The sequence below is a fragment of the Streptococcus oralis genome (genome assembly GCF_019929365.1).
Lineage (GTDB): Bacteria > Bacillota > Bacilli > Lactobacillales > Streptococcaceae > Streptococcus > Streptococcus oralis_BT.
This window is the reverse complement of the sequence record NZ_JAHZPH010000001.1, coordinates 176999-199437: the sequence shown is the minus strand read 5'-3', so window position 1 is coordinate 199437 and position 22439 is coordinate 176999. Positions and strand designations below refer to the sequence as shown.

Sequence of the window (22439 nt, the reverse complement as noted above, 5' to 3'; positions counted from 1 at the left end):
CCTTGTCTAGGCACGAACTGTGACGCTTGTCCCGTCTTCCTTATAGAGATTGATAAGACCTTCCTTGAGAGCGCGGACCATGTCCCCAGCTTGAACAGGTTGTGGAACCTTGATGGTCAAGAGTTCCATTGGATTTGGAGCACGGTCGATTTTATTTCCTTTAGAATCATGAAGATCTTCGATATAAGTCTCAAAATGACGGAAACCTGGGCCGTAGAACTCAACTTGGTCACCTTCGTTGATAACGTTTCGTTGACGAATAGTTGCCGTTTGAGTCGCATCATCATAAGAAACGACTTCAGCGACAAACTTGTACTCAGGGATTTTACGACGTGCACCAAACAACTGTTCATTTTCTGTTGGTGTACCGTAGTAGAAACCTGTTGCCAATTCACGTTGGGCAACCTTCCACATCTCATCTACCAAGTCTTGTTTGATAGCTTCAAACTTCTCAGGACTTTCAAGGTATGCATCCACAGCCGCCTTGTAACAGTTAGTCACCGTTGAAACGTAGTGAATAGATTTCATACGTCCTTCAATCTTAAGACTGTCTACACCGTTTTCTATCATATCTGGAATATGATCAATCATAGACATGTCAACGGCTGACATTGAAAATTCTTCTGGAATTTCACCTTTAAGACTTTTACGTTCTTGGCCAAAGGGCATATCGTAAAGGTCGTATTTCCAACGACAAGACTGTGAACAACCACCACGGTTAGCATCACGCATACTCATGTGGTTTGATAGCGTACAGCGACCTGAGTAAGAAATACACATGGCTCCATGGACAAAGGCCTCAATTTCTACATCAGTACGTTTGCGAATCTCTGCCAATTCTTCCATTGAAACTTCACGGGCCAAAACCACACGAGTTAGACCAAGTTCTTTCCAGAACTCAAGAGTTTCATAGTTCGTCGCACTGGCTTGGGTTGAAAGGTGGATTTCAAGACCTGGTGCTTCGGTTGCTGCAATCATAATCAAGGCCGGATCTGACACGATAACTGCCGCAATCCCGATGTCACGCAACTTACGGAACCATTCTCCAGCACCAGCTTCGTTTCCTTCGTGCATAACCATGTTAGCAGCCACATAGACCTTGGCACCGTACTTAGCAGCAAACTGCACGCCTTCTTCCATCTGTTCAAAGGTGAAGTTTCCTGCACGGCTACGAAGACCATAGGCCTGTCCACCGATGAAGACTGCGTCTGCACCATATTGAACAGCTACTTTCAGCTTCTCTAAAGTTCCTGCAGGTGATAAAACCTCAGGACGTTTTAATGTTTTTGTCATTTTTTCTCCTATTTGCAATATAAAAGTTTGACGTTTTTCCTTCTCATTTTATAGTAAATAAGCGATAAAATCAAGCCTAGACAGATTGTTTTGACAATTCTAATCTTTTCTAAAACAAAAAACTAGCCTTTCTAGACTAGTTATTTTCAAGATAAAATTCAAAGCGCTCGCCAACGTATTGACTCTTTACATACTCGAAAGCCGTCCCATCTTCAAGATAAGAGACCTGAGTCAAGGCTAAAATGGCATGTCCCTTTTCGACTTCTAGATAGTGAGCAATTTTTTCCTTAGCCAATCTCGCATAAATGGTCTGTTGGGATTTGCCAATCCGGTAGCCATGTTCCTGCAAGGTTTGAAAGAAGTGACTAGTTACCTCTTCTTTTTTGAAGTCCTTAATAAATTTCTCAGGTATAGATGCTACTTCATAGACTAACGGAACTTGATCAGCATAACGTACCCGTTCCATACGGATGATATTTTCAGTTGGTGAAATGCCTAGCTTTGCCACTTCCTGCTCGTTGGGAATGGTTCTTCTATAAGAAATGAGTTGACTGGAAGGAACTTTCCCCTGAGATTTGACAATCTCCGTAAAACTGGTCGTCCCCCGCATTTTTTCTTGGACCCGAGTACTAGAGACAAAGGTTCCGCTTCCTACTCTGCGCTCCAAGACTCCTTCTTCAACCAAAAGAGAGATGGCTTGTCGCAAGGTCATCCGGCTAACCTGAAACAGCTCTGCCAAATCTCGCTCACTTGGAAGTCTCTCTCCGATTTTCCAATGATGCTCATCTATATCCTTCTTGATCTGATCGTGGATTTTCATATAAGCTGGTAACATGATTTTCACTTCTTTTCTATATTTTCTCTATTGTACCGTATTTGCTAAGAAAAAGTCAAACTTTGCCTTGTTTAGTTGGTAATTCACCCCTATTTGTGATAAAATATTGAAAAAGATATTTCTTTTGAGAAAGGAAAAAGATGAGCAACATTTCAACTGATTTGCAAGATGTCGAAAAAATCATCGTGCTGGACTATGGTAGCCAATACAACCAGCTGATTTCACGCCGTATTCGTGAAATTGGTGTTTTTTCAGAGCTAAAAAGTCACAAAATCTCAGCCGCAGAGGTTCGTGCGATTAACCCTGTAGGGATCATCCTCTCTGGTGGACCAAACTCTGTATACGAAGATGGTTCATTTGATATTGACCCAGAAATTTTTGAACTCGGCGTTCCAATTTTAGGAATCTGCTATGGTATGCAACTTTTAACTCATAAGCTTGGAGGAAAAGTTGTCCCTGCAGGTGATGCTGGTAACCGTGAGTATGGTCAATCACCACTTACTCATACCACTTCTGCCCTCTTTGAAGGAACTCCTGAAGAACAGATTGTTTTGATGAGCCATGGCGATGCTGTTACAGAGATTCCAGCTGATTTTGTTCGTACTGGAACTTCTGCTGACTGTCCTTATGCAGCTATTGAAAACCCTGACAAGCACATCTATGGTATCCAATTCCACCCAGAGGTTCGCCATTCTGTATACGGAAATGATATCCTTCGCAACTTTGCCCTTAACATCTGTAAAGCTAAGGGTGATTGGTCAATGGATAACTTCATCGATATGCAGATCAAGAAAATCCGTGAAACTGTAGGTGACAAGCGTGTTCTTCTCGGTCTATCAGGTGGTGTTGACTCTTCTGTCGTTGGAGTTCTTCTCCAAAAAGCAATCGGCGATCAATTGATCTGTATCTTTGTAGACCACGGTCTTCTCCGTAAAGGAGAGGCTGAGCAAGTTATGGACATGCTTGGTGGTAAGTTTGGTTTAAATATCGTCAAAGCAGACGCTGCAAAACGCTTCCTTGACAAACTTGCTGGCGTTTCTGACCCTGAACAAAAACGTAAAATCATCGGTAATGAGTTTGTTTATGTCTTTGATGACGAAGCAAGCAAGCTAAAAGATGTAAAATTCCTTGCTCAAGGAACGCTTTACACTGACGTGATTGAGTCTGGTACAGATACTGCTCAAACTATCAAGTCACACCACAACGTAGGTGGTCTTCCAGAAGACATGCAGTTTGAACTCATCGAACCACTCAACACTCTTTACAAGGACGAAGTTCGTGCCCTTGGTACAGAGCTTGGTATGCCAGACCACATCGTATGGCGCCAACCATTCCCTGGACCAGGACTTGCTATCCGTGTCATGGGTGAAATCACTGAGGAAAAACTTGAAACTGTTCGTGAGTCTGATGCTATCCTTCGTGAAGAAATCGCCAAAGCAGGTCTTGATCGTGACATCTGGCAATACTTCACTGTCAACACAGGCGTTCGTTCAGTCGGTGTTATGGGTGACGGTCGTACTTACGACTACACAATCGCCATTCGTGCCATTACTTCTATCGATGGTATGACAGCTGATTTTGCCAAGATCCCTTGGGAAGTCCTTCAAAAAATCTCTGTACGTATCGTAAATGAAGTAGACCATGTTAACCGTATCGTCTACGATATTACAAGTAAACCACCAGCAACAGTTGAATGGGAATAGAGTTAATAAGTTAAAAAAGTCCTAGAAATCAATATTTCTAAGGCTTTTTCTTTCACGTTTTCAAAATCAGAAATTTTTGTAATATAGAGAGTCCCTGAGCTTCAACTCCTCTTTTTAAATCCCTGAAACCATGCTATAATATAGTAAGTATAAGTCCAATAACCTGACTATAAAAGTCAGTGATAAAGATTTCTTACATCATCCGTAAGTGTTATTCTACTCTGATTCATACTATAATAAAAGTAACAAAAGATGGAGGTGTTTCACATGGAAACAATTTTACGAGTAGAATCATTAACAAAGCATTATGGAAAAGAGCCGAATATCACCAAGGCCTTGAACGGCATATCTTTTCAAGTTGTCAAAGGCGAGTTCTTAGGGATTATGGGGAGTAGTGGATCTGGGAAAACAACCCTTCTTAACTGTCTCGCCACTATCATCAAGCCAACTGACGGATCCATTCAAATGCAAGAAAAGGATTTAGGTCAATTAAAAGGTAGTCAGTTAGCTGATTATCGTGGTAAGAAAATCGGTTACCTCTTTCAAAATTTTGAGCTTTTGGACAATCTGACAGCCAAAGAAAATATTTTACTCCCCTTGTCTTTGCACAAGGTCGATGCCAACGAAAGTAAGGTTCGGTTAGAATTGCTTTCCCAATATCTGGATATTTCTGAACTTCTGGATAAGTTCCCATCTCAATTATCAGGTGGTCAACGGCAAAGGGTAGCTGCTGCGCGTGCCTTGATTTTAGACCCTAAGATTGTATTTGCGGATGAGCCCACAGGTGCTTTAGATTCAAAAAATGCAACTATTTTGATGCAAAAATTATCCGAAATGAATCAAGTGGAAGAAACCACCATTCTCATGGTGACCCACGATTCTGTCGCTGCCAGCTTTTGCAACCGCATCTTGTTTATCCAAGACGGAAAACTATTCCATGAAATCCGACGCGATTATCCAAGAGAGAGTCAAGAAGACTTTTACCACAGAATACTAAAGGTCATGGCTGCACTGGCTGGAGGTGATGGCAATGTTTTCTAAATTAGTTTCAAGAAACAGCAAGAGGGATCGAAAGAATAATGGCTTGTACTTCAGTTCTATGGTTCTTTCTATTATCTCCTTTTACATCATCCTTTCTTTGTCTCATCAAGATGTGATGATCTTTCTAAAACAAATAGAAAGTGACGCTGTAAATAAACTCTTTAGCATGATTCCTATTCTTTACGTAGCAACACTCTTTATTCTCTTTTTTCTAGTCTACTTCGCAAGCAGTATGCAGATGGAAAGGAGAAAACATGAATTTGGCGTCTATCTCACACTAGGCATGCGAAGAAGTAAACTGTTCTTGCTACTCCTCCTTGAGGATTTGAGAAACAGTGTCCTTGCTCTTGGAATAGGTCTTCCTATTTCTATCTTGATTTCAGAACTGATTAGCCTAATAACCGCTAAAATTGTTGGGCTAGGGATTATTGAACATCAATTTTCTCTATCTACTACAGCTCTATTCTATACAATCATCGGTTTCCTAGCCGTAAAATTAGCCGTCTTTGTTCTTTTAAGTGCAAAGACGGCCAATAAGGAAATCGGAAACCTGCTTGCCTATTCACCCTCTGGAATGAAGAAACTACTCCCCAAGGGTGTGTACCTTCTTGCTTCCGTCCTAGGGATTTTACTTCTTGGAACAGCCTATTACATGGGTATGAGTGGACGAGCTTGGAAGAGTGTCATAACCATGGGCATCACTGTTTTCTTGGGGACTCTAGGAACTATCCTCCTCTTCTTTGGTATGCGTTTATTTATAGACTTTTTGGTCAAGCTTGGAAACAATCGAAAACTTCATGCCTATAATTTTAGACAGATTCAGGAATTAGTTATCCAGCGCTCAACTATACTGGCTATATGCTCCCTCTTAATCTTCTCTGCCTTGTGCCTCTTTGGAGCAGGTGTGGCCATTGCAAGCGGCAATTCAGGCAACCAAACCCACGTTTTGGATTATACATTTAGAGACAACAAGCAGGAAACAGATGAAAATCTTGATGTAAATACAGTAAAAAAAGAGCTTGAAGCTGCTGGACTAGCATCACAGTTTTCAAAGATTCTGCAAATCAAAGTGGGCATACCGAAAGAACACGAGTCCGTGTCCTTCGAAGAGGTCATCAAGGAGTTGAAAAAGCAAAAAGACAGCAAGAACAAGGAAATTTTGCTCCATAAATTTAAACAGTCTACTACTTCTCACCTCATACCAGTTTCCGAATACAATGAACTTAGAAAGGCTGCCAATCTCCCTCCTCTAGAATTAACTAGCAAGGAAGCCTACTTGTATATGGGGAAAGATTTTTTCCCGGATGAAAGTCTCGTCAACTCTGTTCTTAAGATAAAGCCTCAAATCAAAGTCATGGGAAATGATGTAAAATTGATTGGAGAGGTACAGTCTTTACCAATCGTAACGGATCGTGAGATCACCCTCTCTGTTGCCCTCATAGTCCCAGATGAGACCTTTATGAGCTATACAGACGGTCACTATTCGAACTATGTCAGCGGTATCTTGGCTCCTGAGCTGGTCAAGGAAAAAGGCTTGATGAGAGCTATCTCAGATACGAATGAAAAGCTAAATCAAACCTCTCTTGGCTATGAAAGCTATATACAAAATATGGGAAGACAATTATTTTACATTATCTCTGCCAGCTATATCACTATCTATCTGGCTATCATCTTCCTTGTTGTGGCAAATACAATCATTGGCGTTCAGTTTTTGATGGGACAAAGACAATCCTACAGACGATACCAGACCTTGATCCATCTCGGAGCCAACTACGAAACTCTTTGTAAATCTTCAGAAAAGCAAATCAATTGGTATTTCGGTCTGCCAATAGCCCTTGCACTTATCAGTAGTAGCTTCGGAGTGGGCTCCCTCCTCACAGGAATAGTACCCGCTAGTGCAAGAATGGACATGGGGCAGAAATTTATCACAGCCATGCTGATAGTACTTCTCTTAGCTGGATTTGAAGTCATCTATATCAGAATTGTAAAGAAAAATAGCAACAAGTACTTGTTGTCCTTAATGGATCCCAAAAGAGATGAATAAGGTAGAATAAATTAGGAAAAGGAGGAGCCGATATGAAGCATATTCTGGTTATTGAGGATGAAGCCTTGATTCGAGATGAAATTGTCATCTTGTTAGAGAAAGCGGGTTATCAAGTTGATAAGTTGACAGACTTCAAAGATACAAGCCAGCAAGTGCTGCAATACGATACGGATCTAATCATACTGGATTTGAATTTACCGGGAGAAACAGGTTTTCAAATTTGTAAAAATCTCAAGTCAAAACGCTCTGTGCCCATATTGGTTCTCACCTCCCGTGAACAACTAAAAGATGAGATTTACGCCCTGAAATTAGGGGCAGACGAGTATTTAACAAAGCCTTTCAAAAAAGAAAGATTCTTGGCTCGTATAGAAAACATCTTGAAACGCTATGAAGGTAGACAAAATTTGCTTGAAAAAGATAATTTCCTGCTGGATAGAAATACCTATACCCTTTATATCAACGGACATTCGATTTTACTCCCTCAAAATCAAGGGAAATTGTTAGAAACCTTATTAGTGGCAACTGATTCTGTCGTCACAAAAGAAGAGCTAAGCATGAAACTGTGGAATACAACTGAGTTCATTGATGAAAATGCCCTTCAAGTAAACATTGCAAGGCTGAAAAAGGTGATGAAGCAGGCTGGCATTGCCCTTCAAGTCAAGTCCGTCAGAGGTATTGGTTACAAGCTAGAAGAGGTAAGTCCAGATGAAATATAATCTAAAATATCTAGCTACTTATCTGCCTTGGTTACTTGTTCTTTTAGTATTTGATCTATTTACAGCTGTCCTGCTTTGGCTTTCAGATGTGAGAATGTTTCAAGCCCTCATCCTTCTCTATATTTTAGCCACCGTCCTGCTCTTTTTCATCCTATCATTCCTACTGATAAGAAAAGAAAGAAAAAAATCCGCTGCCTATAAAGCCTTCATAGCCAATCCTAAGATCGATACTGAGCTTGAATTATTGCATTTATCAAGTGCCTCAGAGAAAGAAAGCATTGAAAAAATGGCAGATACACTTTATCAAAAGCAGGCTGAAATAGGAAAACTCAACTCATTACTAGCCGAGTACGAGGACTATGTTGAAAAATGGGCGCATGAGATTAAACTCCCTCTATCGCTTCTTTCCCTCCTTTTGGACAACCAAAGTGACCAGTTGCCTAAGGATACAGCTTTTAAGTTGGACTATGTGAAAAATCAAATCCAAGGAAATGTATCACAAATCCTATTCTACTACAGGGTGAAAAGTGAGAAAAATGATTTTCTATTTGAAGACCTTGATCTAGAAGAATGTATCCAAGATCTCTTGGAAAACTTTGATCCCTTACTCAAAGAAAAGAATTTTACGATTCAGCTAGAAAATATACAAGGAACTTGCTACACTGATCAACGCAGTTTTGAATTTATCCTCTTTCAAATCCTCGCCAACGCCCTTAAATACAGCTCTGACAAGCCCGAACTCAGTATTTCTATGTCAAAGGATAAGGGGCACACAGCATTGATTATTAGGGATAATGGGTGTGGAGTTAAAGCTTGCGACCTCCCTCATATCTTTGAAAAAGGATTTACAGGTGATTCAGGTGAGACAAGGAAAAAATCGACAGGCATGGGTCTCTATCTGGTCAAACAATTAGCAGATGCTTTAAAAATCGAAATTACAGTAAAATCCGAATGGCTGCAAGGATTTGAAATCTCTCTTTCTATTTAATCAATTTTTCGATTAAGAAAATTGCCTAATCATAGAAAGCACATATTTTATATAAAAAAGGAAAGCACTTCTGCTTCCCTTTTTATTTGCGTTTCTTCTTAGCTTTTTTCATTTTGTTAGCCATGCGTTTCATAGACTGTTTCATGGCAAATTCACCAATTTTACCCTTGAGTCCACCACCAAACATCTGGCTCATATCTGGCATTCCTGCTCCTCCAAGAGCTGACAAGTCAGGCATACCACCTTGCCCCATCATGCCTTCAAGGGCAGACATATCCATTCCGCCCATATTTGGCATATTCTTAGGGAGGTTATTTGGATTGATTCCCATTTGTTTCATCATCTTGTTCATATCTCCAGACATGACACCTTGCATGAGCTGTTTGGCCTGGTTAAAGTCTTTGATGAATTTATTCACTTCGATAAAAGTATTTCCAGATCCAGCAGCGATACGACGACGACGGCTTGGATTTAACAAATCAGGATTTTCACGTTCTTCAGGTGTCATTGACGACACAATAGCACGTTTGCGCGCAATCTGGCGCTCATCCACCTTCATGTTTTGAAGGGCAGGATTGTTAGCCATACCTGGAATCATCTTGAGCAAATCTTCCATTGGCCCCATGTTTTGCACCTGATCCAACTGATCGATGAAATCATTGAAATCAAAGGTGTTTTCACGCATCTTCTCAGCCATTTCAAGGGCTTTTTGCTCATCGTATTCCTGAGAAGCTTTCTCAATCAAGGTCAGCATATCCCCCATACCAAGGATACGACTTGACATACGGTCTGGGTGGAAGGTTTCGATATCTGTAATCTTTTCACCCGTACCAGTGAACTTGATAGGTTTTCCAGTGATGTGACGAACAGATAGAGCCGCACCACCACGAGTATCCCCATCAATCTTGGTAAGGATGACCCCAGTCACTTCCAACTGAGCATTAAACTCACGGGCAACATTGGCCGCTTCTTGACCAATCATGGCATCAATGACGAGCAGAATTTCGTTTGGTTGAGCCAAGGCTTTTACGTCACGAAGCTCATTCATCAAGAGCTCATCGATCTGCAAGCGCCCCGCCGTATCAATCAAGACATAGTCGTTGTGATTGGCTTGCGCTTGCTCCAAACCTTGACGAACAATCTCAACCGCTGGAACTTCAGTTCCAAGAGCGAAAACTGGCACATCTATCTGCTGTCCAAGTGTTTTCAACTGATCAATGGCTGCTGGACGATAGATATCCGCCGCAATCATCAATGGACGGGCATTTTCTTCCTTCTTGAGTTTGTTGGCTAGCTTACCAGCAAAAGTCGTTTTACCAGCCCCCTGCAAACCGACCATCATGATAATCGTAGGAATCTTAGGTGACTTGATAATTTCTGCCGTATCAGAACCTAAAACAGCTGTCAGTTCCTCATCAACGATTTTAATAATCTGTTGCGCAGGATTGAGGGTATCAATGACCTCGTGTCCTACTGCACGTTCACGAACTTTCTTGATAAAGTCCTTTACAACAGGCAAGGCAACGTCGGCTTCAAGCAAGGCCAGACGAATCTCTTTAGTCGCTTCTTGGACATCCGCCTCAGAGATTTTTCCTTTTTTACGTAGATTTTTAAAGACGTTCTGTAAACGTTCTGTTAAACTTTCAAATGCCATTTTTTTCTCCTATTTACTCAATTCAGTGGAAATCGTCCGAAATGTTGCAAACACTCAAGTTCTTCGGGTGTGATTTCTTTCATGATTTCATTTGGATATCCCCAACAGCTAAAACCTATTTTCATAGCTTTGGAGATATCATTGGGCGAGATAATCTGTAGTCGAGTAGGAAATGGTTCCTCTGCGGCTAATAGTTTGCAAGGTAATCCTTGATAAATAACTAGACTGCCCATGATTACTCCCGATTGTCAATACTTGTTAAAATTTCTATCTGTTCCTGTAGAAAGTTATCCTTAGGATAGCGCTCCAAGATCTGGTCAAAAATCTGACTGCGAACAATGTAGTCAGAGTACATGTGCAATTTCATCTCATAATCTTCTAGAATCTTTTCTGTCCGCTTGATATTATCATAAACAGCCTGACGACTGACACCGAACTCTTCAGCTATCTCAGCAAGACTGTAATCATCAGCATAATAGAGTTCAATATAGTTCATCTGCTTGTCTGTCAAAAGCGCCGCATAAAATTCAAAAAGAGCGTTCATACGATTGGTTTTTTCAATTTCCATAACTTTTATTATACCAAAAAATCTATCATATCGCTATACTAGAAAGCCTTCTAAAATAATTCCATCACAAAAAAAGAACCTTGCAAAGCAAGATTCTTTTAGTGTCTGACTTAAATAATTGTTCTTCTGGGAACTAAATCGAATTAAGCTTCGATTTCTGTAACCATACCTGAACCAACAGTACGTCCACCCTCACGGATAGAGAATGTAGTACCTTGTTCTACGGCGATTGGGTGGATCAACTCAACGTCGATAGTCACGTTATCACCAGGCATTACCATTTCAGTACCTGCTGGAAGTTCGATTGAACCTGTAACGTCAGTAGTACGGAAGTAGAATTGTGGACGGTAGTTGTTGAAGAATGGAGTGTGACGTCCACCTTCTTCTTTAGTAAGGATGTAAACTTCACCTTTGAATTTAGTGTGTGGGTTGATTGAACCTGGTTTAGCGATAACTTGTCCACGTTCGATTTCGTCACGTTGAACACCACGAAGAAGGACACCTACGTTATCTCCAGCAAGACCTTCGTCAAGTTGTTTACGGAACATTTCAACACCAGTAACAACTGCCTTTTGAGTTTCTTCTTTGATACCAACGATTTCGATTTCGTCGTTAACACGAACAGTACCACGGTCGATACGTCCTGAAGCAACTGTACCACGTCCAGTGATTGAGAATACGTCTTCGACTGGAAGAAGCAATGGTTTGTCTGTGTCACGTTCTGGTTCTGGGATGTACTCATCAACAGTGTTCATCAATTCCATGATGATGTCTTCGTATTTAGAGTCACCTTCAAGAGCTTTAAGAGCTGAACCTTGGATAACTGGAAGATCGTCACCTGGGAAGTCGTATTCTGACAAGAGGTCACGGATTTCCATTTCAACCAATTCAAGCAATTCTTCGTCGTCTACCAAGTCAATTTTGTTCATGAAGACGATAAGGTGTTTAACACCAACCTGACGTGAAAGAAGGATGTGCTCACGAGTTTGTGGCATTGGTCCGTCAGTTGAAGCTACTACAAGGATAGCTCCGTCCATTTGAGCGGCACCAGTGATCATGTTTTTAACGTAGTCCGCGTGTCCTGGAGCGTCGATGTGGGCATAGTGACGTTTTTCAGTTTCGTACTCAACGTGCGCAGTGTTGATAGTGATACCGCGTTCGCGTTCTTCTGGAGCAGCATCGATAGACGCATAGTCTTTAGGTTGGTTAACTGCTGAAGGCAAGCGACGTGCCAAAACAGTTGTGATAGCTGCAGTTAGGGTAGTTTTACCGTGGTCAACGTGTCCGATAGTACCAATGTTAACGTGTGGTTTACTACGATCGTATTTTTCTTTTGCCATTTGAGTAAAAGCCTCCAATAAAATATATTTTATAGATAGACAGTAGGCAATACAGTCTAACTTTCCTTACTATTTTATCAAATTTCAGCTAAATTGCAAGTGTTTTACACACATTTTGTGAATTATTCTAAATCTCATAATTTCCCATTCTTTTCCAACAGAATCATTTAAAACACTTTTGACCAGTCTAACCTCAAGTCTTTTTATCAAAAAAAATCAGGTCTCCCTGATTTTTAGATTGATTCTGATTTTTCCAGTTCTTTTTCTTTGGCTTCTTTATGATTTTCATATAATTTCGCCAAGAACTTCGTAATTTCTTTTAGGATAGAATATGTTGGCACTGCTACAATCATTCCGATAACACCATAAATATTGCTAGAAAGTAAGAGAAGAACCAGAATGGTGATTGGATGAACCTTCATAACCCCTCCAACGATACGAGGGTAGAGGATATTCCCATCCACCTGTTGGATAATCAGCATATAAATTACTGCAATGAAAACTCTGTGCGGATCAGTAAAGACATTGGCAATAATCATAGGAATCAGACCGATACTTGGTCCAACATAAGGAATCAGATTTGCCAAACCAGAAAAAATAGCAAAGACTAGAGCATATTTCAACCCTATCGTACTGTATCCAATATAGGCCAAACATCCGATAATAACAGCATCAATCGCAATTCCACTGATATAACGTGCGACAGTGGCGTTCAAATTCTTCAAGAGACTGGAGAAGTTTAATTTATCATGTTTTAGGACTGTTCGTTCCAACATTGGAAGGAACTTATGACCATCAAGCAAGAAATAAATCAAAAAGACTGGTGTCATAATGAGAATCAAAACAGTACTAAACAAGGCTGAAAGAACGCTGCCTAAACTATTGCTCACACTGTTGAGAATATTTTGTAAAATATCAACGTAAGATAAATTCAACTGTTGAATGGTTTTTTGAATATCAATATTTTGAAAGATTGGATTCATTGATAAATCATATATCAAATCTTGCAAGCGGCTATAGATATTCTGGCTAGAAATAATCAAGCTTGTCAACTGATTGATCAAAATCGGTAGCAAGTAGACTACCCCTACTACTATTGTACCAATCAAGACACAAAGAGTGACGAGCACACCTATCAAACGATTGACTTTACATTTCTTTTCTAAAAATGTTACGATAGGATTTGTCAGGTAATAGAAAAATCCTCCGAGCAAAAATGGAATCATAATGGTATTAGCGACCATCACAAAAGGTGTAACAATCGCTCCCATCTCTCTCCAAAGGTAGAAAATAAGAGTTAATAGTAAAATTTCAGCTGTCCAAAAAAATAACTTGTTTCTACGGAACATAGGCGCCTCCTTCTTTCTATTTTACCATAATTCTTCAAAAAGATAAGATGGCTTTACTATAAAAACGAGAATATTTTTTCGCTTTGTGATAGAATAAAACTACTATGAAGAAAATAATTTTATCCTTACTAACTCTTATCATTTTTGGTACAGCCACTCCTACTGTATCTGCGCAAGATTTTGATGTTGCTGCCAAGCATGCCATCGCTGTTGAAGCAAACACTGGGAAAATTCTCTACGAAAAAGATGCTACTCAAGCTGTTGAAATTGCCTCCATCACCAAGATTCTCACTGTCTACCTAGTCTATGAAGCATTGGAACAAGGGACCATTAGCCTATCTACCCCAGTTGATATCTCTGACTACCCATACCAACTTACAACCAATTCTGAGGCTAGTAATGTTCCTATGGAAGCGCGCAAGTATACAGTGGAACAATTATTGGAAGCAACTCTAGTATCAAGTGCCAATAGTGCAGCAATTGCTCTTGCTGAAAAAATTGCTGGTTCAGAGAAAGACTTCGTTGACAAGATGAGAGCGAAACTTCTTGAATGGGGTATCAAAGATGCTACTATTGTCAATACTACTGGACTTAATAACGAAACACTTGGAAATAATATCTATCCTGGTTCTAAAAAGGATGAGGAGAACAAGCTAAGTGCTTACGATGTTGCAATCATCGCTCGAAACCTCATCAGAGATTACCCTCAAGTTTTAGAAATCACCAAGAAATCTTCATCAACATTTGCTGGTATGGAAATTCACTCTACTAACTATATGTTGGAAGGGATGCCAGCATATCGAGGTGGAGTTGATGGACTCAAAACTGGTACAACAGACAAGGCAGGTGCTTCTTTCGTTGGAACAACTACCGAAAAAGGTATGCGAATCATCACAGTTGTTTTAAACGCTGACCAGCAAAACAGCAATCCTTACGCTCGCTTTACTGCTACTTCTTCTCTTTTGGACTATATAACATCTAATTATGCTCTCAAAACAATTGTCCAGAAGGGAGAGGCCTACAAAGATAGCAAAGTTTCTGTACTTGATGGGAAGGAAGATACCGTAACTGCTGTTGCTAAATCTGATATCACTGTCATACAACGATTGGGAAGTCGAGCATCATCAAGCCTGCAGTTCACTCCAAAAACCAAGGCCGAGACAGCACCACTAGAAGCTGAAACTGTTGTTGGTCATCTAACCTATGATGACCAAGATTTGGTCGGTCAAGGTTATCTCACTTCCGACAAACCATCTTTTGAAATGGTTTCTGAAAAGAAAGTTGAAAAAGCCTTCTTCTTAAAAGTTTGGTGGAATCAATTTATCCGCTTTATCAATGAAAAACTATAAAAAATCGCGATTCTTCGCGATTTTTTTATTTCATTTCTTTAAATGCTGCTTCCGCATCTGTATTGCTAATAGCTCCAAATTGGATTTTTCCGATTTTACCTTGACTGTCAATCAAGTATTCCGTTGGAATACTACGAATTTGGTAGGCTTGGAAGGTAGTTGCTTGGGTATCATATAGAACTGGGATATCCTTGTAGCCTTGTTCTTGGTACCATTTCGGAAACTCTTCAACTGTTTTTTCACCTTGTAGACCTGGTGCAATGACACTCAAGATTTCAAAGTCTCGATCTTGTTTGGCAGCTAATTCCATCAACTCTGGCATACTCTTTCGACAAGGACCACACCAAGAAGCCCAGAATTTCAAATAGACCTTTTTCCCTTTATAGTCTGATAACTTGACTTCTTTGCCATCCATAGACTGCAAGGTGAAGTCTGGCGCATCCTTACCGACTGCGATTTGCTGTACAGCAGGCTGTTTGGGACTTTCCGTTTGTTTGGTTTCTTTTTCACCACAGGCAATCAATAAAAATAAAGACATGAGGCTCAACCCTGCAAAAATAACTTTTTTCATCTTTTTCTCCTTTTATCCAAGAATTCCTGACAAGGCATTTAACTGCCCTAGCATTAATAACAATCCCATCAAAACAATCAAAGCCCCCCCGATTTTCTTTAGTAGAATCATATGGGGTTTTAGTTTGCTAAAATAGGGCATTATCCAGCCCGAAGCCAAGGCCAAAACAAGGAAAGGAAGGGCCATTCCCAATGTGTACACTAAGGTTAGTATAGCTCCTTGCCAAGCACCATTCCCTCCAGAAGCTGCGAGAGCCAAGACCGAACTTAAAACTGGTCCGATACAAGGGGTCCAACCAAAACTAAAGGTTATCCCAAGCAAAAAGGCTGACAGATAATGATTTGACTTTGATTGTTTGAAAGTGACTGTCTTTTGAACTTCCAGTTTATTGAAATGTAAGATTTCCATCTGGTGAAGCCCTAAAAGAATAATGACTATTCCCATAGCATAACGAAACCAGTCTGCATAGAGCATGTGCCCTAGGAATCCAGCTCCAAATCCCAAAATAAAGAAAATAAGAGAGATTCCAGCAATAAAGCACAAGGTCCGAATTAAGCCCGACCATGCAACCTCTCTTCCGAAAAAGCGAAAACTTTTCGAATTCCCCTGATCATCCAGTAAAATACCAGCATAGACAGGTAGCAAAGGGAAGATACAGGGTGAAAAGAAGGACAGGATGCCTGCTAAAAAAACGGATACTAGAAATATAATCGACTCCAACGAATTACCTACTTTCACAAAATTCTAATCTTATTTTACTACAAAAGAAAAAATTTGTAAGAAGTCTGCTACGCTTATTTATTTTGACTAAATTTGACACAAAAAAAGGAGCTAAGCTCCTTTCAGATTGAAGACAAATTCCTTAGACTACAAATTTCTAAGGGCTTTTCTTTGTGTAAGGTCGTATAATAGATGTAAGAAAAATTGTGAGGTATTTCCTATGTTTCACAAAGAAAATCTAGAATATAACCGTAATCAAGTTGGTTTTTACACGCTAGATGAACTCGTTCCGCAAGCCCATTTTCTTCGTCAGGTTGAGCAAGTGGTCGATTTTTCCTTCATCTATGACTTAGTCGCAGATAGTTATTCTGAGGATAAAGGTCGTCCTAGTTTAGACCCTGTTATGCTGGTTAAAATCCCTCTCATCCAATGTTTCTACGGTATCCGTTCCATGCTCTTGGTAGCTTTCCACTTGTGCCAGCAAGTCTGCCACTTCTGATAAATCTCTCGTTTTTAACTCTCTGATGGACTGGGTAAAGGTGTATCTCTCACCCAAAGCCCTAAAATCAATCACTGTTTTTCTATGCATATCTTAAGTATAGCACAAAAAGGCAGACCTAGAACAGCTAAATCCAGCTTTGTTTACTGATTTCCATAACGAAAATTCTTCTCTAAATTGGTTTTTTCTACTTTTGGCAATTTTCCGTCAGATGGCGTTCCTTCTTCTTGTAAAAGATGGTCTTGTTTGGAGTACTTTGCACAAGAATTCAACAAAAAAACAGGGAGAGTCTTGGTTTCTATACCCTTACTCTCCCTGTCTTTTACTGTTCAGAAATTAAAAATTGATTTGAAGTTTTAATGATGTTTACCGTTTCCTTGACATCTAAATCATCCGTGAATAGAAAATGATGTTTCTCACTATTTTTAGCTAGAAACTCATTTCTTGCTTGGATTGATAAATCACCTGTTCTCTCAATTTCTTTTCGAGAAGAGTCCCTATCTTTCAAGGTTTCTTCTTGAGCCATTAGGACACAATATTTTAGCTTAATTCGTTTTTCTTTTAAGAAGGCTGCAATTTTCTTCAGTTGCTCTTCAAATATGACATACTCTATCACAACAGTAATGCCACGATCCAAGAAATTATTGGTCAGACTGATGATATTATCCCAGAATAAATCCATGTAAAATCCATCATCTTCCCAAGGAGCTACGAGACCACTTTTTATCATTAAGTAAATCATATCCCCCTCTATAACTGCACTTTTGTCAAAAGAATAGGCCAACTCTTTGCTGACAGTGCTCTTTCCAACACCTGGGGGCCCTGAAACGATATAAACACAATTTTCCAACCTTATACCTCTACATACTTGAAATATCTCTAACTTACGATAACTTTCAGCCCACTTATGACTTTCTTATGAAGTCTTCTAGATACTGTGCACGCGCACCTCCGATGAGTTTGGGACGACTAGCTAGAGCCGTTACATGGGCGTGCCCAATCTCACGTAGTACCGGTCGAATCGGAACCTGCACATGCTTGACATGCATGCCAATCGCAGTGTCTCCGATATCCAATCCAGCACTAGCCTTGATAAATTCAACCTCAACTGGATCCTGCATAAACTTGAAGGCTGCCAACTGACCTGAACCTCCTGCATGAAGTGTAGGAAGGACACTGACGATTTCAAGACCAAACTGCTCTGCCAGCTGACGTTCAACAACGAGGGCTCGATTGACATGTTCACAACCTTGAACAGCTAGATGAATTCCTTTTTCCTCTAGGATATCTAGGATGGTCTTCACAATGATTTCCCCAATTTCTTGACTGGATTCCTTACCAATCTGACCACCTATCACCTCACTAGAAGAAAGGCCCAAAACAAAGATAGTTCCTTGCTTCAAATTAGCCTTTTCTAACACATCTTCTACAATCTGGCTTGTTGCTCTTTGAATGTCTTTTTCCTTCATACTTGATACCTCTTTTGTCACTATCTATCATATCTTTTTTTACTGATTTTATCAAGGCCAACTAATCATTCTGAATTTTAAAAGCAAAACTCCCAGAATAGACTGGGAGTTAGCTAATTACTATTTTATTAATGTATATTTCAACTATCGTCCCTTTTGAAGGTACAGAATTGATCTTCATCTGGTAATTGTCTCCAAAATGAAGTTTGAGTCGTTGGTCGACATTTTGAAGGCCAACTCCCCCACGTTTGAGTTGACTTTGACTACTATCGCCAGCAGCTTGGAAACCAACACCATCATCCTCAATGCGGATGACAAGCCCTGTATCCTGTTTCTGAACAGAGACTTTAATATGGCCCTGACCTTCCTTCTCCTTAATACCATGGTAAAGAGCATTTTCTACAAGAGGTTGCAACACCAACTTGGGTAAGACTAGGTTACCAAAAGCAGGATCTTCATCAATCTCATACTCCAGCTTATCACCATAGCGTTGTTTCTGGATAAAGAGGTACTGCCGGACATGATTGATTTCATCAGAAAGAGAAATCAAATCCTTTCCTTGATTGAGCGCCAAGCGGAAATAGGTTGCCAAGGACTTGGTCACCTGAACCACTCGCTGACTATCCTGAAACTCAGCCATCCAGATGATAGTGTCCAAAGTATTATAGAGGAAATGGGGGTTAATCTGGCTCGACAGTGCTTGAAGTTCATACTGCCGGGTTGCTTCTTCCTGCCTGCGCACATCTGCCATCAACTGATCAATCTGATCCAGCATGGCATTGAACTGACGAGTCACTTCTCTCAGTTCATAGGCGCCAGCTTCCTTAGCACGAAGATTTTGTGTACCAGAAGCAATTTCCAGCATGGTTTCTCTCAGATCCTTCAAAGGGGCAATCCAGCGTTTGAGACTGAACCACACCAAGCAGAGACAGGCAAGAAGAGATAAGGCACTAGCACCAAGCAAGGTCCACATGAGTTGACTCCGAACCTGGTCTAACTTCTCCAACGAAGACACGCCTATAACCATCCAATCAGTTCCTGCAATCTGTTCCTGACTGACGTAGGATTGGTGATCCAGCGTATAGCCCTGCCCCGTCTCAATGTAGGGTTTCATGGCCTCCATTTCACTTGCTGAGCTATAGACAGTACGTTTAGGATGGTAGACAAATTCATGGTTTTCATTGATGATAAAGGCAAAGCCCTGCTGGCCCAACTGGAGCTGGTTGAGATAGGCTTCCAGAGTTTCGTAGGAAATATCCAAACGAAGCACACCAAGATTGGCTCCCTTTGCATCAACAAGTTCTTGAGTGACAGAAATGACCCATTGACTATCTGATTTACGAGCTGGGGTTAAAACTGGCTTAGCTCCCTGATGAATGGCCTTTTGGTACCAATCCTCAGCCATCATATCTGAGGAGGTTTTCATCTGCACACTATCATCTGTAGAAATAACCTGACCGGATTTGGTGACCAGTACCACCGTTTTCAAGTCCTGGTCTGCCTTTAAGATCGTCAAAAACAGATCTCGGATTCCCTTGACTTGGTCTTGGTTAGGATTCTCAGCATAGGCCAACACATCCTTCTGCTGGGTCAAACTGGTAGAGGTGGTTTCTAATTTTTTGATATAAGACTGAATAAAGTGGCTAGTTTGGCTAATGGTCGTTTGGCTATTACCCTCGATAGTAGCCTCAATGGCTGATGAACTAGATTGATAGTAGAAAGTCCCAACCAGAGCTAGGAGAATGAGAAAGACCAGAAAGATGGAAATAACCATTCTGACTAAAAGAGAAGAACGCTTCATCGACCTTCTCCCTTCTTAAACTGACGAGGTGTCACACCTGCAATCTGTTTAAAACGTTGAGTAAAGTAGTTCATATCTTCAAAACCAACCTTTTCGGCTATCTGGTAAATCTTTAAATCCGTGGTCAGAAGCAAGAGCTTGGCCTGTTTGACACGCTCTCTCACCAGATAATCCTGAAAAGGTAGGCCCAACTCTTTCTTAATCAAGGAACTCAAATAAGTTGGGCTAAAGCCCAAATCACTGGCCAAGCTCTTTAAACTAAACTGGCTATTAGCCAGATGAGACTGGATCTTTTGGGCCAGGTTTCCCTCAAACTTATCGGTTAATAAATCTTGTAACTGCTCTTCCTTTTCTTCCTTGTCTAGTTTTTGCTTGATTTTCCCTAACATTTCCTCAATATCCTGACGAGAAAAGGGTTTGAGCAGGTAATCATCTACACCAAGTTTGACAGCAGACAAGGCATAATCAAAATCATCGTAACCTGTCAAAAAAACTAGATGAACCTGAGGATAGGTTTCTCGTACCAGACTGGCCAACTGGATGCCATTTAGCTGAGGCATATTGATATCAGTTAAAATGATGTCTGGCACCTGCTTTTGAATCAAGTCCCAAGCCTGTCTTCCATTTTCAGCCTGACCGATGATTTCCATATCGTAGGCCGCTACATTAACCAGCTTGGTCAATCCTTGTCTTACCAGATACTCATCTTCTACGATTAAGATTGTGTAGGTCATGCTCTGCTCCTTTACCACTTACTAGTATCAGTATAGCAAAATTCTCCTCTAACTGCTTAGGAAAGACTTCTTAATCGACATAATCTAGTAAATAGGCATAGCCTTTTTCTTCCATTTGGTCTTTGGGAATAAATCGGATAGAAAGACTATTGATACAGTAGCGCAAGCCACCCTTGTCCTGAGGCCCATCTGTAAAGACATGGCCAAGGTGAGAATCTCCAACTCGACTTCTCACTTCCATGCGCGTCATATTGTAAGACTTATCTTCTTTGTAGGTAGCAACATCTGGGCTGATGGGTTGAGTGAAACTAGGCCAGCCACAACCAGACTCAAACTTGTCTTTTGATGAAAAGAGGGGTTCGCCAGTTGCCACATCCACATAGATACCAGATTCGAATTTATCCCAGTAGCGGTTTGAAAAAGCTCGTTCTGTTTGATTTTTCTGGGTAACTGCATACTCCTCAGGTGACAAGGTCTTTTTCAATTCTTCATCGCTTGGTTTAGGATATTTGCTGGCATCAATGACGGGATAGGCAGCTTGATTGACATTGATATGACAGTAGCCATTTGGATTTTTCTTGAGGTAGTCTTGGTGATAATCCTCAGCCACCACAAAATTCTTCAAGTTTTCCTTTTCAACTGCCAGAGGTTGGTCGTATTTATTAGCAACTTCATCAAAGACTTGGTTGATTACTTCCAAATCCTTGTCATCTGTGTAATAAACACCAGTACGATACTGGGTCCCCACATCATTTCCTTGTTTATTTTTGCTGGTTGGATTGATAATGCGGAAGTAATGAAGCAGAATTTCCTTGAGGGAAATTTGATTGGCATCATAAGTAACATGGACAGTCTCCGCATGTCCTGTTTGGTTAATCAATTCGTACTTGGTTGTTTCCCCTCTACCGTTTGCATAGCCAGAAACGGCATCTGTCACTCCAGAAACGCGTGAGAAGTATTCCTCCACTCCCCAGAAACATCCTCCAGCTAGATAAATTTCGTGCAAGTCTGCGTCTTTACTCACTTCTGTTTTTTTCACTGTTTTTCCTCCTTGGCTAACGGATGCTTTCTCAATTTGCGAGCTATCTGTCTGCCCTGCATTTCGCGTCAATAGAAAATAGAAACCGGTTATGGCTAGGAGAATGACCCCTGCCAAGACAAAAAGTTTTACTTTATCATTCATAGCCTTTCTCTACCCCATTTCTTTCAATTCTTTTAAAATCACATCCTTATCCATAAAACCTGGTTGCGTTTTGACCAGCTTGCCTTCCTTGTCTATAAAGGCTTGGGTGGGGTAAGAACGGACACCATAACTTTCCAAGAGTTTACCTGATGGATCAATTAAAACTGGAAAATTTTTATAATCCAATCCCTTGTACCAATTCTTAAAGTCCGCTTCTGCTTGTTCACCTTTGTGTCCAGGAGAGACCACTGTCAAAACTACATAGTCATCACCAGCTTCTTTAGCGATTTCGTCCGTATCTGGAAGGCTGGCTAGACAGATGGAACACCAAGAAGCCCAGAATTTAAGATAGACTTTCTTGCCCTTGTAATCAGATAAACGATAGGTCTTACCATCTACTCCCATCAATTCAAAATCAGCAACCGCCTGACCTTTAGTGGCAGTTTGTGAACTAACTTGTTCTGTTTTGGATTGCTCCTTCATAGTAGACTCGTCTGACATGTTTTTAGCCGAACAGGCTGCCAAGCAACAGATTGAGCCTACTCCAAGGAGACATGTTTGCCATTTTTTCATTTCTTTTTC

The 22439-nt window shown here is 40.6% G+C and carries 21 protein-coding genes and 1 pseudogene; 7 read left to right on the top strand and 15 right to left on the bottom strand.

Going from position 1 to position 22439, the window contains the following annotated elements:
* Nucleotides 1-6 precede the first annotated feature (6 nt).
* Entirely contained in the window at nt 7-1293 is a 1287-nt protein-coding gene (locus tag K1I53_RS01045) for a peptidase U32 family protein (RefSeq protein WP_223326765.1), read from the bottom strand.
* A gap of 136 nt (nt 1294-1429) precedes the next feature.
* Complete coding sequence (locus tag K1I53_RS01040) at nt 1430-2128, bottom strand: GntR family transcriptional regulator (protein ID WP_223327613.1); 699 nt, start codon at nt 2126-2128, stop codon at nt 1430-1432.
* A gap of 140 nt (nt 2129-2268) precedes the next feature.
* Between K1I53_RS01040 and guaA the strand changes: the two genes are divergently transcribed.
* The 5 genes from guaA to K1I53_RS01015 all read left to right on the top strand — a co-directional run bounded on the left by guaA (nt 2269) and on the right by K1I53_RS01015 (nt 8620).
* Nucleotides 2269-3831 (top strand): glutamine-hydrolyzing GMP synthase, encoded by a 1563-nt coding sequence (gene guaA, locus K1I53_RS01035; RefSeq protein WP_223327612.1) that lies wholly within the window; start codon nt 2269-2271, stop codon nt 3829-3831.
* 267 nt (nt 3832-4098) lie between these two features.
* Nucleotides 4099-4872: an ABC transporter ATP-binding protein gene (locus K1I53_RS01030; RefSeq protein WP_223327611.1), complete on the top strand. Its 774-nt coding sequence runs from the start codon at nt 4099-4101 to the stop codon at nt 4870-4872.
* Nucleotides 4862-6916: an FtsX-like permease family protein gene (locus tag K1I53_RS01025; RefSeq protein ID WP_223327610.1), complete on the top strand. Its 2055-nt coding sequence runs from the start codon at nt 4862-4864 to the stop codon at nt 6914-6916. The genes K1I53_RS01030 and K1I53_RS01025 overlap by 11 nt, the downstream gene beginning before the upstream one ends.
* A 32-nt stretch (nt 6917-6948) precedes the next feature.
* Nucleotides 6949-7632: a response regulator transcription factor gene (locus K1I53_RS01020; protein WP_223327609.1), complete on the top strand. Its 684-nt coding sequence runs from the start codon at nt 6949-6951 to the stop codon at nt 7630-7632.
* Nucleotides 7622-8620, top strand: coding sequence for a sensor histidine kinase (locus K1I53_RS01015; protein ID WP_223327608.1), 999 nt, complete (start codon nt 7622-7624; stop codon nt 8618-8620). The genes K1I53_RS01020 and K1I53_RS01015 overlap by 11 nt, the downstream gene beginning before the upstream one ends.
* 82 nt (nt 8621-8702) lie before the next feature.
* Here the strand turns inward: K1I53_RS01015 and ffh are convergent, their stop codons facing one another.
* From ffh to K1I53_RS00990, 5 genes are all read right to left on the bottom strand, one after another.
* The gene (gene ffh / locus K1I53_RS01010) at nt 8703-10274 is read right to left on the bottom strand and encodes a signal recognition particle protein (protein WP_223327607.1); all 1572 of its coding nucleotides are present in this window, start codon (nt 10272-10274) and stop codon (nt 8703-8705) included.
* Nucleotides 10275-10291: 17 nt separating this feature from the next.
* Entirely contained in the window at nt 10292-10507 is a 216-nt protein-coding gene (locus K1I53_RS01005; RefSeq protein WP_000535217.1) for a hypothetical protein, read from the bottom strand.
* Nucleotides 10508-10509: 2 nt separating this feature from the next.
* Entirely contained in the window at nt 10510-10842 is a 333-nt protein-coding gene (locus tag K1I53_RS01000; protein ID WP_000402071.1) for a putative DNA-binding protein, read from the bottom strand.
* Between the two features lie 143 nt (nt 10843-10985).
* The gene (tuf, locus tag K1I53_RS00995; RefSeq protein WP_001040719.1) at nt 10986-12182 is read right to left on the bottom strand and encodes an elongation factor Tu; all 1197 of its coding nucleotides are present in this window, start codon (nt 12180-12182) and stop codon (nt 10986-10988) included.
* Nucleotides 12183-12415: 233 nt separating this feature from the next.
* Nucleotides 12416-13531 (bottom strand): AI-2E family transporter, encoded by a 1116-nt coding sequence (locus K1I53_RS00990; RefSeq protein ID WP_223327606.1) that lies wholly within the window; start codon nt 13529-13531, stop codon nt 12416-12418.
* A gap of 104 nt (nt 13532-13635) precedes the next feature.
* On the opposite strand from K1I53_RS00990, the gene pbp3 reads away from it, so the two are divergent.
* Complete coding sequence (pbp3, locus tag K1I53_RS00985) at nt 13636-14880, top strand: D-alanyl-D-alanine carboxypeptidase PBP3 (RefSeq protein WP_223327605.1); 1245 nt, start codon at nt 13636-13638, stop codon at nt 14878-14880.
* 25 nt (nt 14881-14905) lie between these two features.
* Here the strand turns inward: pbp3 and sdbB are convergent, their stop codons facing one another.
* Entirely contained in the window at nt 14906-15451 is a 546-nt protein-coding gene (gene sdbB, locus K1I53_RS00980; protein ID WP_223327604.1) for a thiol-disulfide oxidoreductase-associated lipoprotein SdbB, read from the bottom strand.
* Nucleotides 15452-15463: 12 nt separating this feature from the next.
* Nucleotides 15464-16171: a thiol-disulfide oxidoreductase-associated membrane protein CcdA2 gene (gene ccdA2, locus K1I53_RS00975; protein WP_223327603.1), complete on the bottom strand. Its 708-nt coding sequence runs from the start codon at nt 16169-16171 to the stop codon at nt 15464-15466.
* Nucleotides 16172-16391: 220 nt separating this feature from the next.
* Here ccdA2 and K1I53_RS00970 point away from each other — a divergent pair.
* Nucleotides 16392-16625 (top strand): annotated as a pseudogene (locus tag K1I53_RS00970) (IS5/IS1182 family transposase); the annotation flags it as partial.
* 367 nt (nt 16626-16992) lie between these two features.
* On the opposite strand, the gene K1I53_RS00965 reads toward K1I53_RS00970, so the two are convergent.
* The 6 genes from K1I53_RS00965 to K1I53_RS00940 form a co-directional block, all read right to left on the bottom strand.
* Nucleotides 16993-17520, bottom strand: coding sequence for an AAA family ATPase (locus K1I53_RS00965; RefSeq protein WP_317628091.1), 528 nt, complete (start codon nt 17518-17520; stop codon nt 16993-16995).
* 55 nt (nt 17521-17575) lie between these two features.
* Complete coding sequence (locus K1I53_RS00960) at nt 17576-18139, bottom strand: TIGR01440 family protein (RefSeq protein ID WP_223327601.1); 564 nt, start codon at nt 18137-18139, stop codon at nt 17576-17578.
* 109 nt (nt 18140-18248) lie between these two features.
* Nucleotides 18249-19940: a cache domain-containing sensor histidine kinase gene (locus tag K1I53_RS00955; protein ID WP_223327600.1), complete on the bottom strand. Its 1692-nt coding sequence runs from the start codon at nt 19938-19940 to the stop codon at nt 18249-18251.
* On the bottom strand, nt 19937-20674 hold the full coding sequence (locus tag K1I53_RS00950; protein ID WP_223327599.1) for a response regulator transcription factor: 738 nt from the start codon (nt 20672-20674) through the stop codon (nt 19937-19939). The genes K1I53_RS00955 and K1I53_RS00950 overlap by 4 nt, the downstream gene beginning before the upstream one ends.
* A gap of 70 nt (nt 20675-20744) precedes the next feature.
* Nucleotides 20745-21857 carry a peptide-methionine (R)-S-oxide reductase MsrB gene (msrB, locus tag K1I53_RS00945; RefSeq protein WP_223327598.1) on the bottom strand — a complete coding sequence of 371 codons (1113 nt, stop codon included), beginning with the start codon at nt 21855-21857 and terminating at the stop codon, nt 20745-20747.
* A 9-nt stretch (nt 21858-21866) separates the two neighbouring features.
* Nucleotides 21867-22430, bottom strand: coding sequence for a redoxin family protein (locus K1I53_RS00940; RefSeq protein WP_223327597.1), 564 nt, complete (start codon nt 22428-22430; stop codon nt 21867-21869).
* Between the last annotated feature and the right edge of the window lie 9 nt (nt 22431-22439).

Coding starts and splice junctions, on each gene's coding strand:
- K1I53_RS01020 (WP_223327609.1), top strand. CDS start 6,949: ATGAAGCATATTCTGGTTATTGAGGATGAAGCCTTGATTCGAGATGAA.
- K1I53_RS00960 (WP_223327601.1), bottom strand. CDS start 18,139: ATGAAGGAAAAAGACATTCAAAGAGCAACAAGCCAGATTGTAGAAGAT.
- K1I53_RS00990 (WP_223327606.1), bottom strand. CDS start 13,531: ATGTTCCGTAGAAACAAGTTATTTTTTTGGACAGCTGAAATTTTACTA.
- K1I53_RS01040 (WP_223327613.1), bottom strand. CDS start 2,128: ATGTTACCAGCTTATATGAAAATCCACGATCAGATCAAGAAGGATATA.
- sdbB (WP_223327604.1), bottom strand. CDS start 15,451: ATGAAAAAAGTTATTTTTGCAGGGTTGAGCCTCATGTCTTTATTTTTA.
- K1I53_RS01045 (WP_223326765.1), bottom strand. CDS start 1,293: ATGACAAAAACATTAAAACGTCCTGAGGTTTTATCACCTGCAGGAACT.
- K1I53_RS00955 (WP_223327600.1), bottom strand. CDS start 19,940: ATGAAGCGTTCTTCTCTTTTAGTCAGAATGGTTATTTCCATCTTTCTG.
- pbp3 (WP_223327605.1), top strand. CDS start 13,636: ATGAAGAAAATAATTTTATCCTTACTAACTCTTATCATTTTTGGTACA.
- tuf (WP_001040719.1), bottom strand. CDS start 12,182: ATGGCAAAAGAAAAATACGATCGTAGTAAACCACACGTTAACATTGGT.
- K1I53_RS00940 (WP_223327597.1), bottom strand. CDS start 22,430: ATGAAAAAATGGCAAACATGTCTCCTTGGAGTAGGCTCAATCTGTTGC.
- K1I53_RS01025 (WP_223327610.1), top strand. CDS start 4,862: ATGTTTTCTAAATTAGTTTCAAGAAACAGCAAGAGGGATCGAAAGAAT.
- guaA (WP_223327612.1), top strand. CDS start 2,269: ATGAGCAACATTTCAACTGATTTGCAAGATGTCGAAAAAATCATCGTG.
- K1I53_RS01015 (WP_223327608.1), top strand. CDS start 7,622: ATGAAATATAATCTAAAATATCTAGCTACTTATCTGCCTTGGTTACTT.
- K1I53_RS01005 (WP_000535217.1), bottom strand. CDS start 10,507: ATGGGCAGTCTAGTTATTTATCAAGGATTACCTTGCAAACTATTAGCC.
- ffh (WP_223327607.1), bottom strand. CDS start 10,274: ATGGCATTTGAAAGTTTAACAGAACGTTTACAGAACGTCTTTAAAAAT.
- K1I53_RS01000 (WP_000402071.1), bottom strand. CDS start 10,842: ATGGAAATTGAAAAAACCAATCGTATGAACGCTCTTTTTGAATTTTAT.
- K1I53_RS01030 (WP_223327611.1), top strand. CDS start 4,099: ATGGAAACAATTTTACGAGTAGAATCATTAACAAAGCATTATGGAAAA.
- msrB (WP_223327598.1), bottom strand. CDS start 21,857: ATGAATGATAAAGTAAAACTTTTTGTCTTGGCAGGGGTCATTCTCCTA.
- K1I53_RS00950 (WP_223327599.1), bottom strand. CDS start 20,674: ATGACCTACACAATCTTAATCGTAGAAGATGAGTATCTGGTAAGACAA.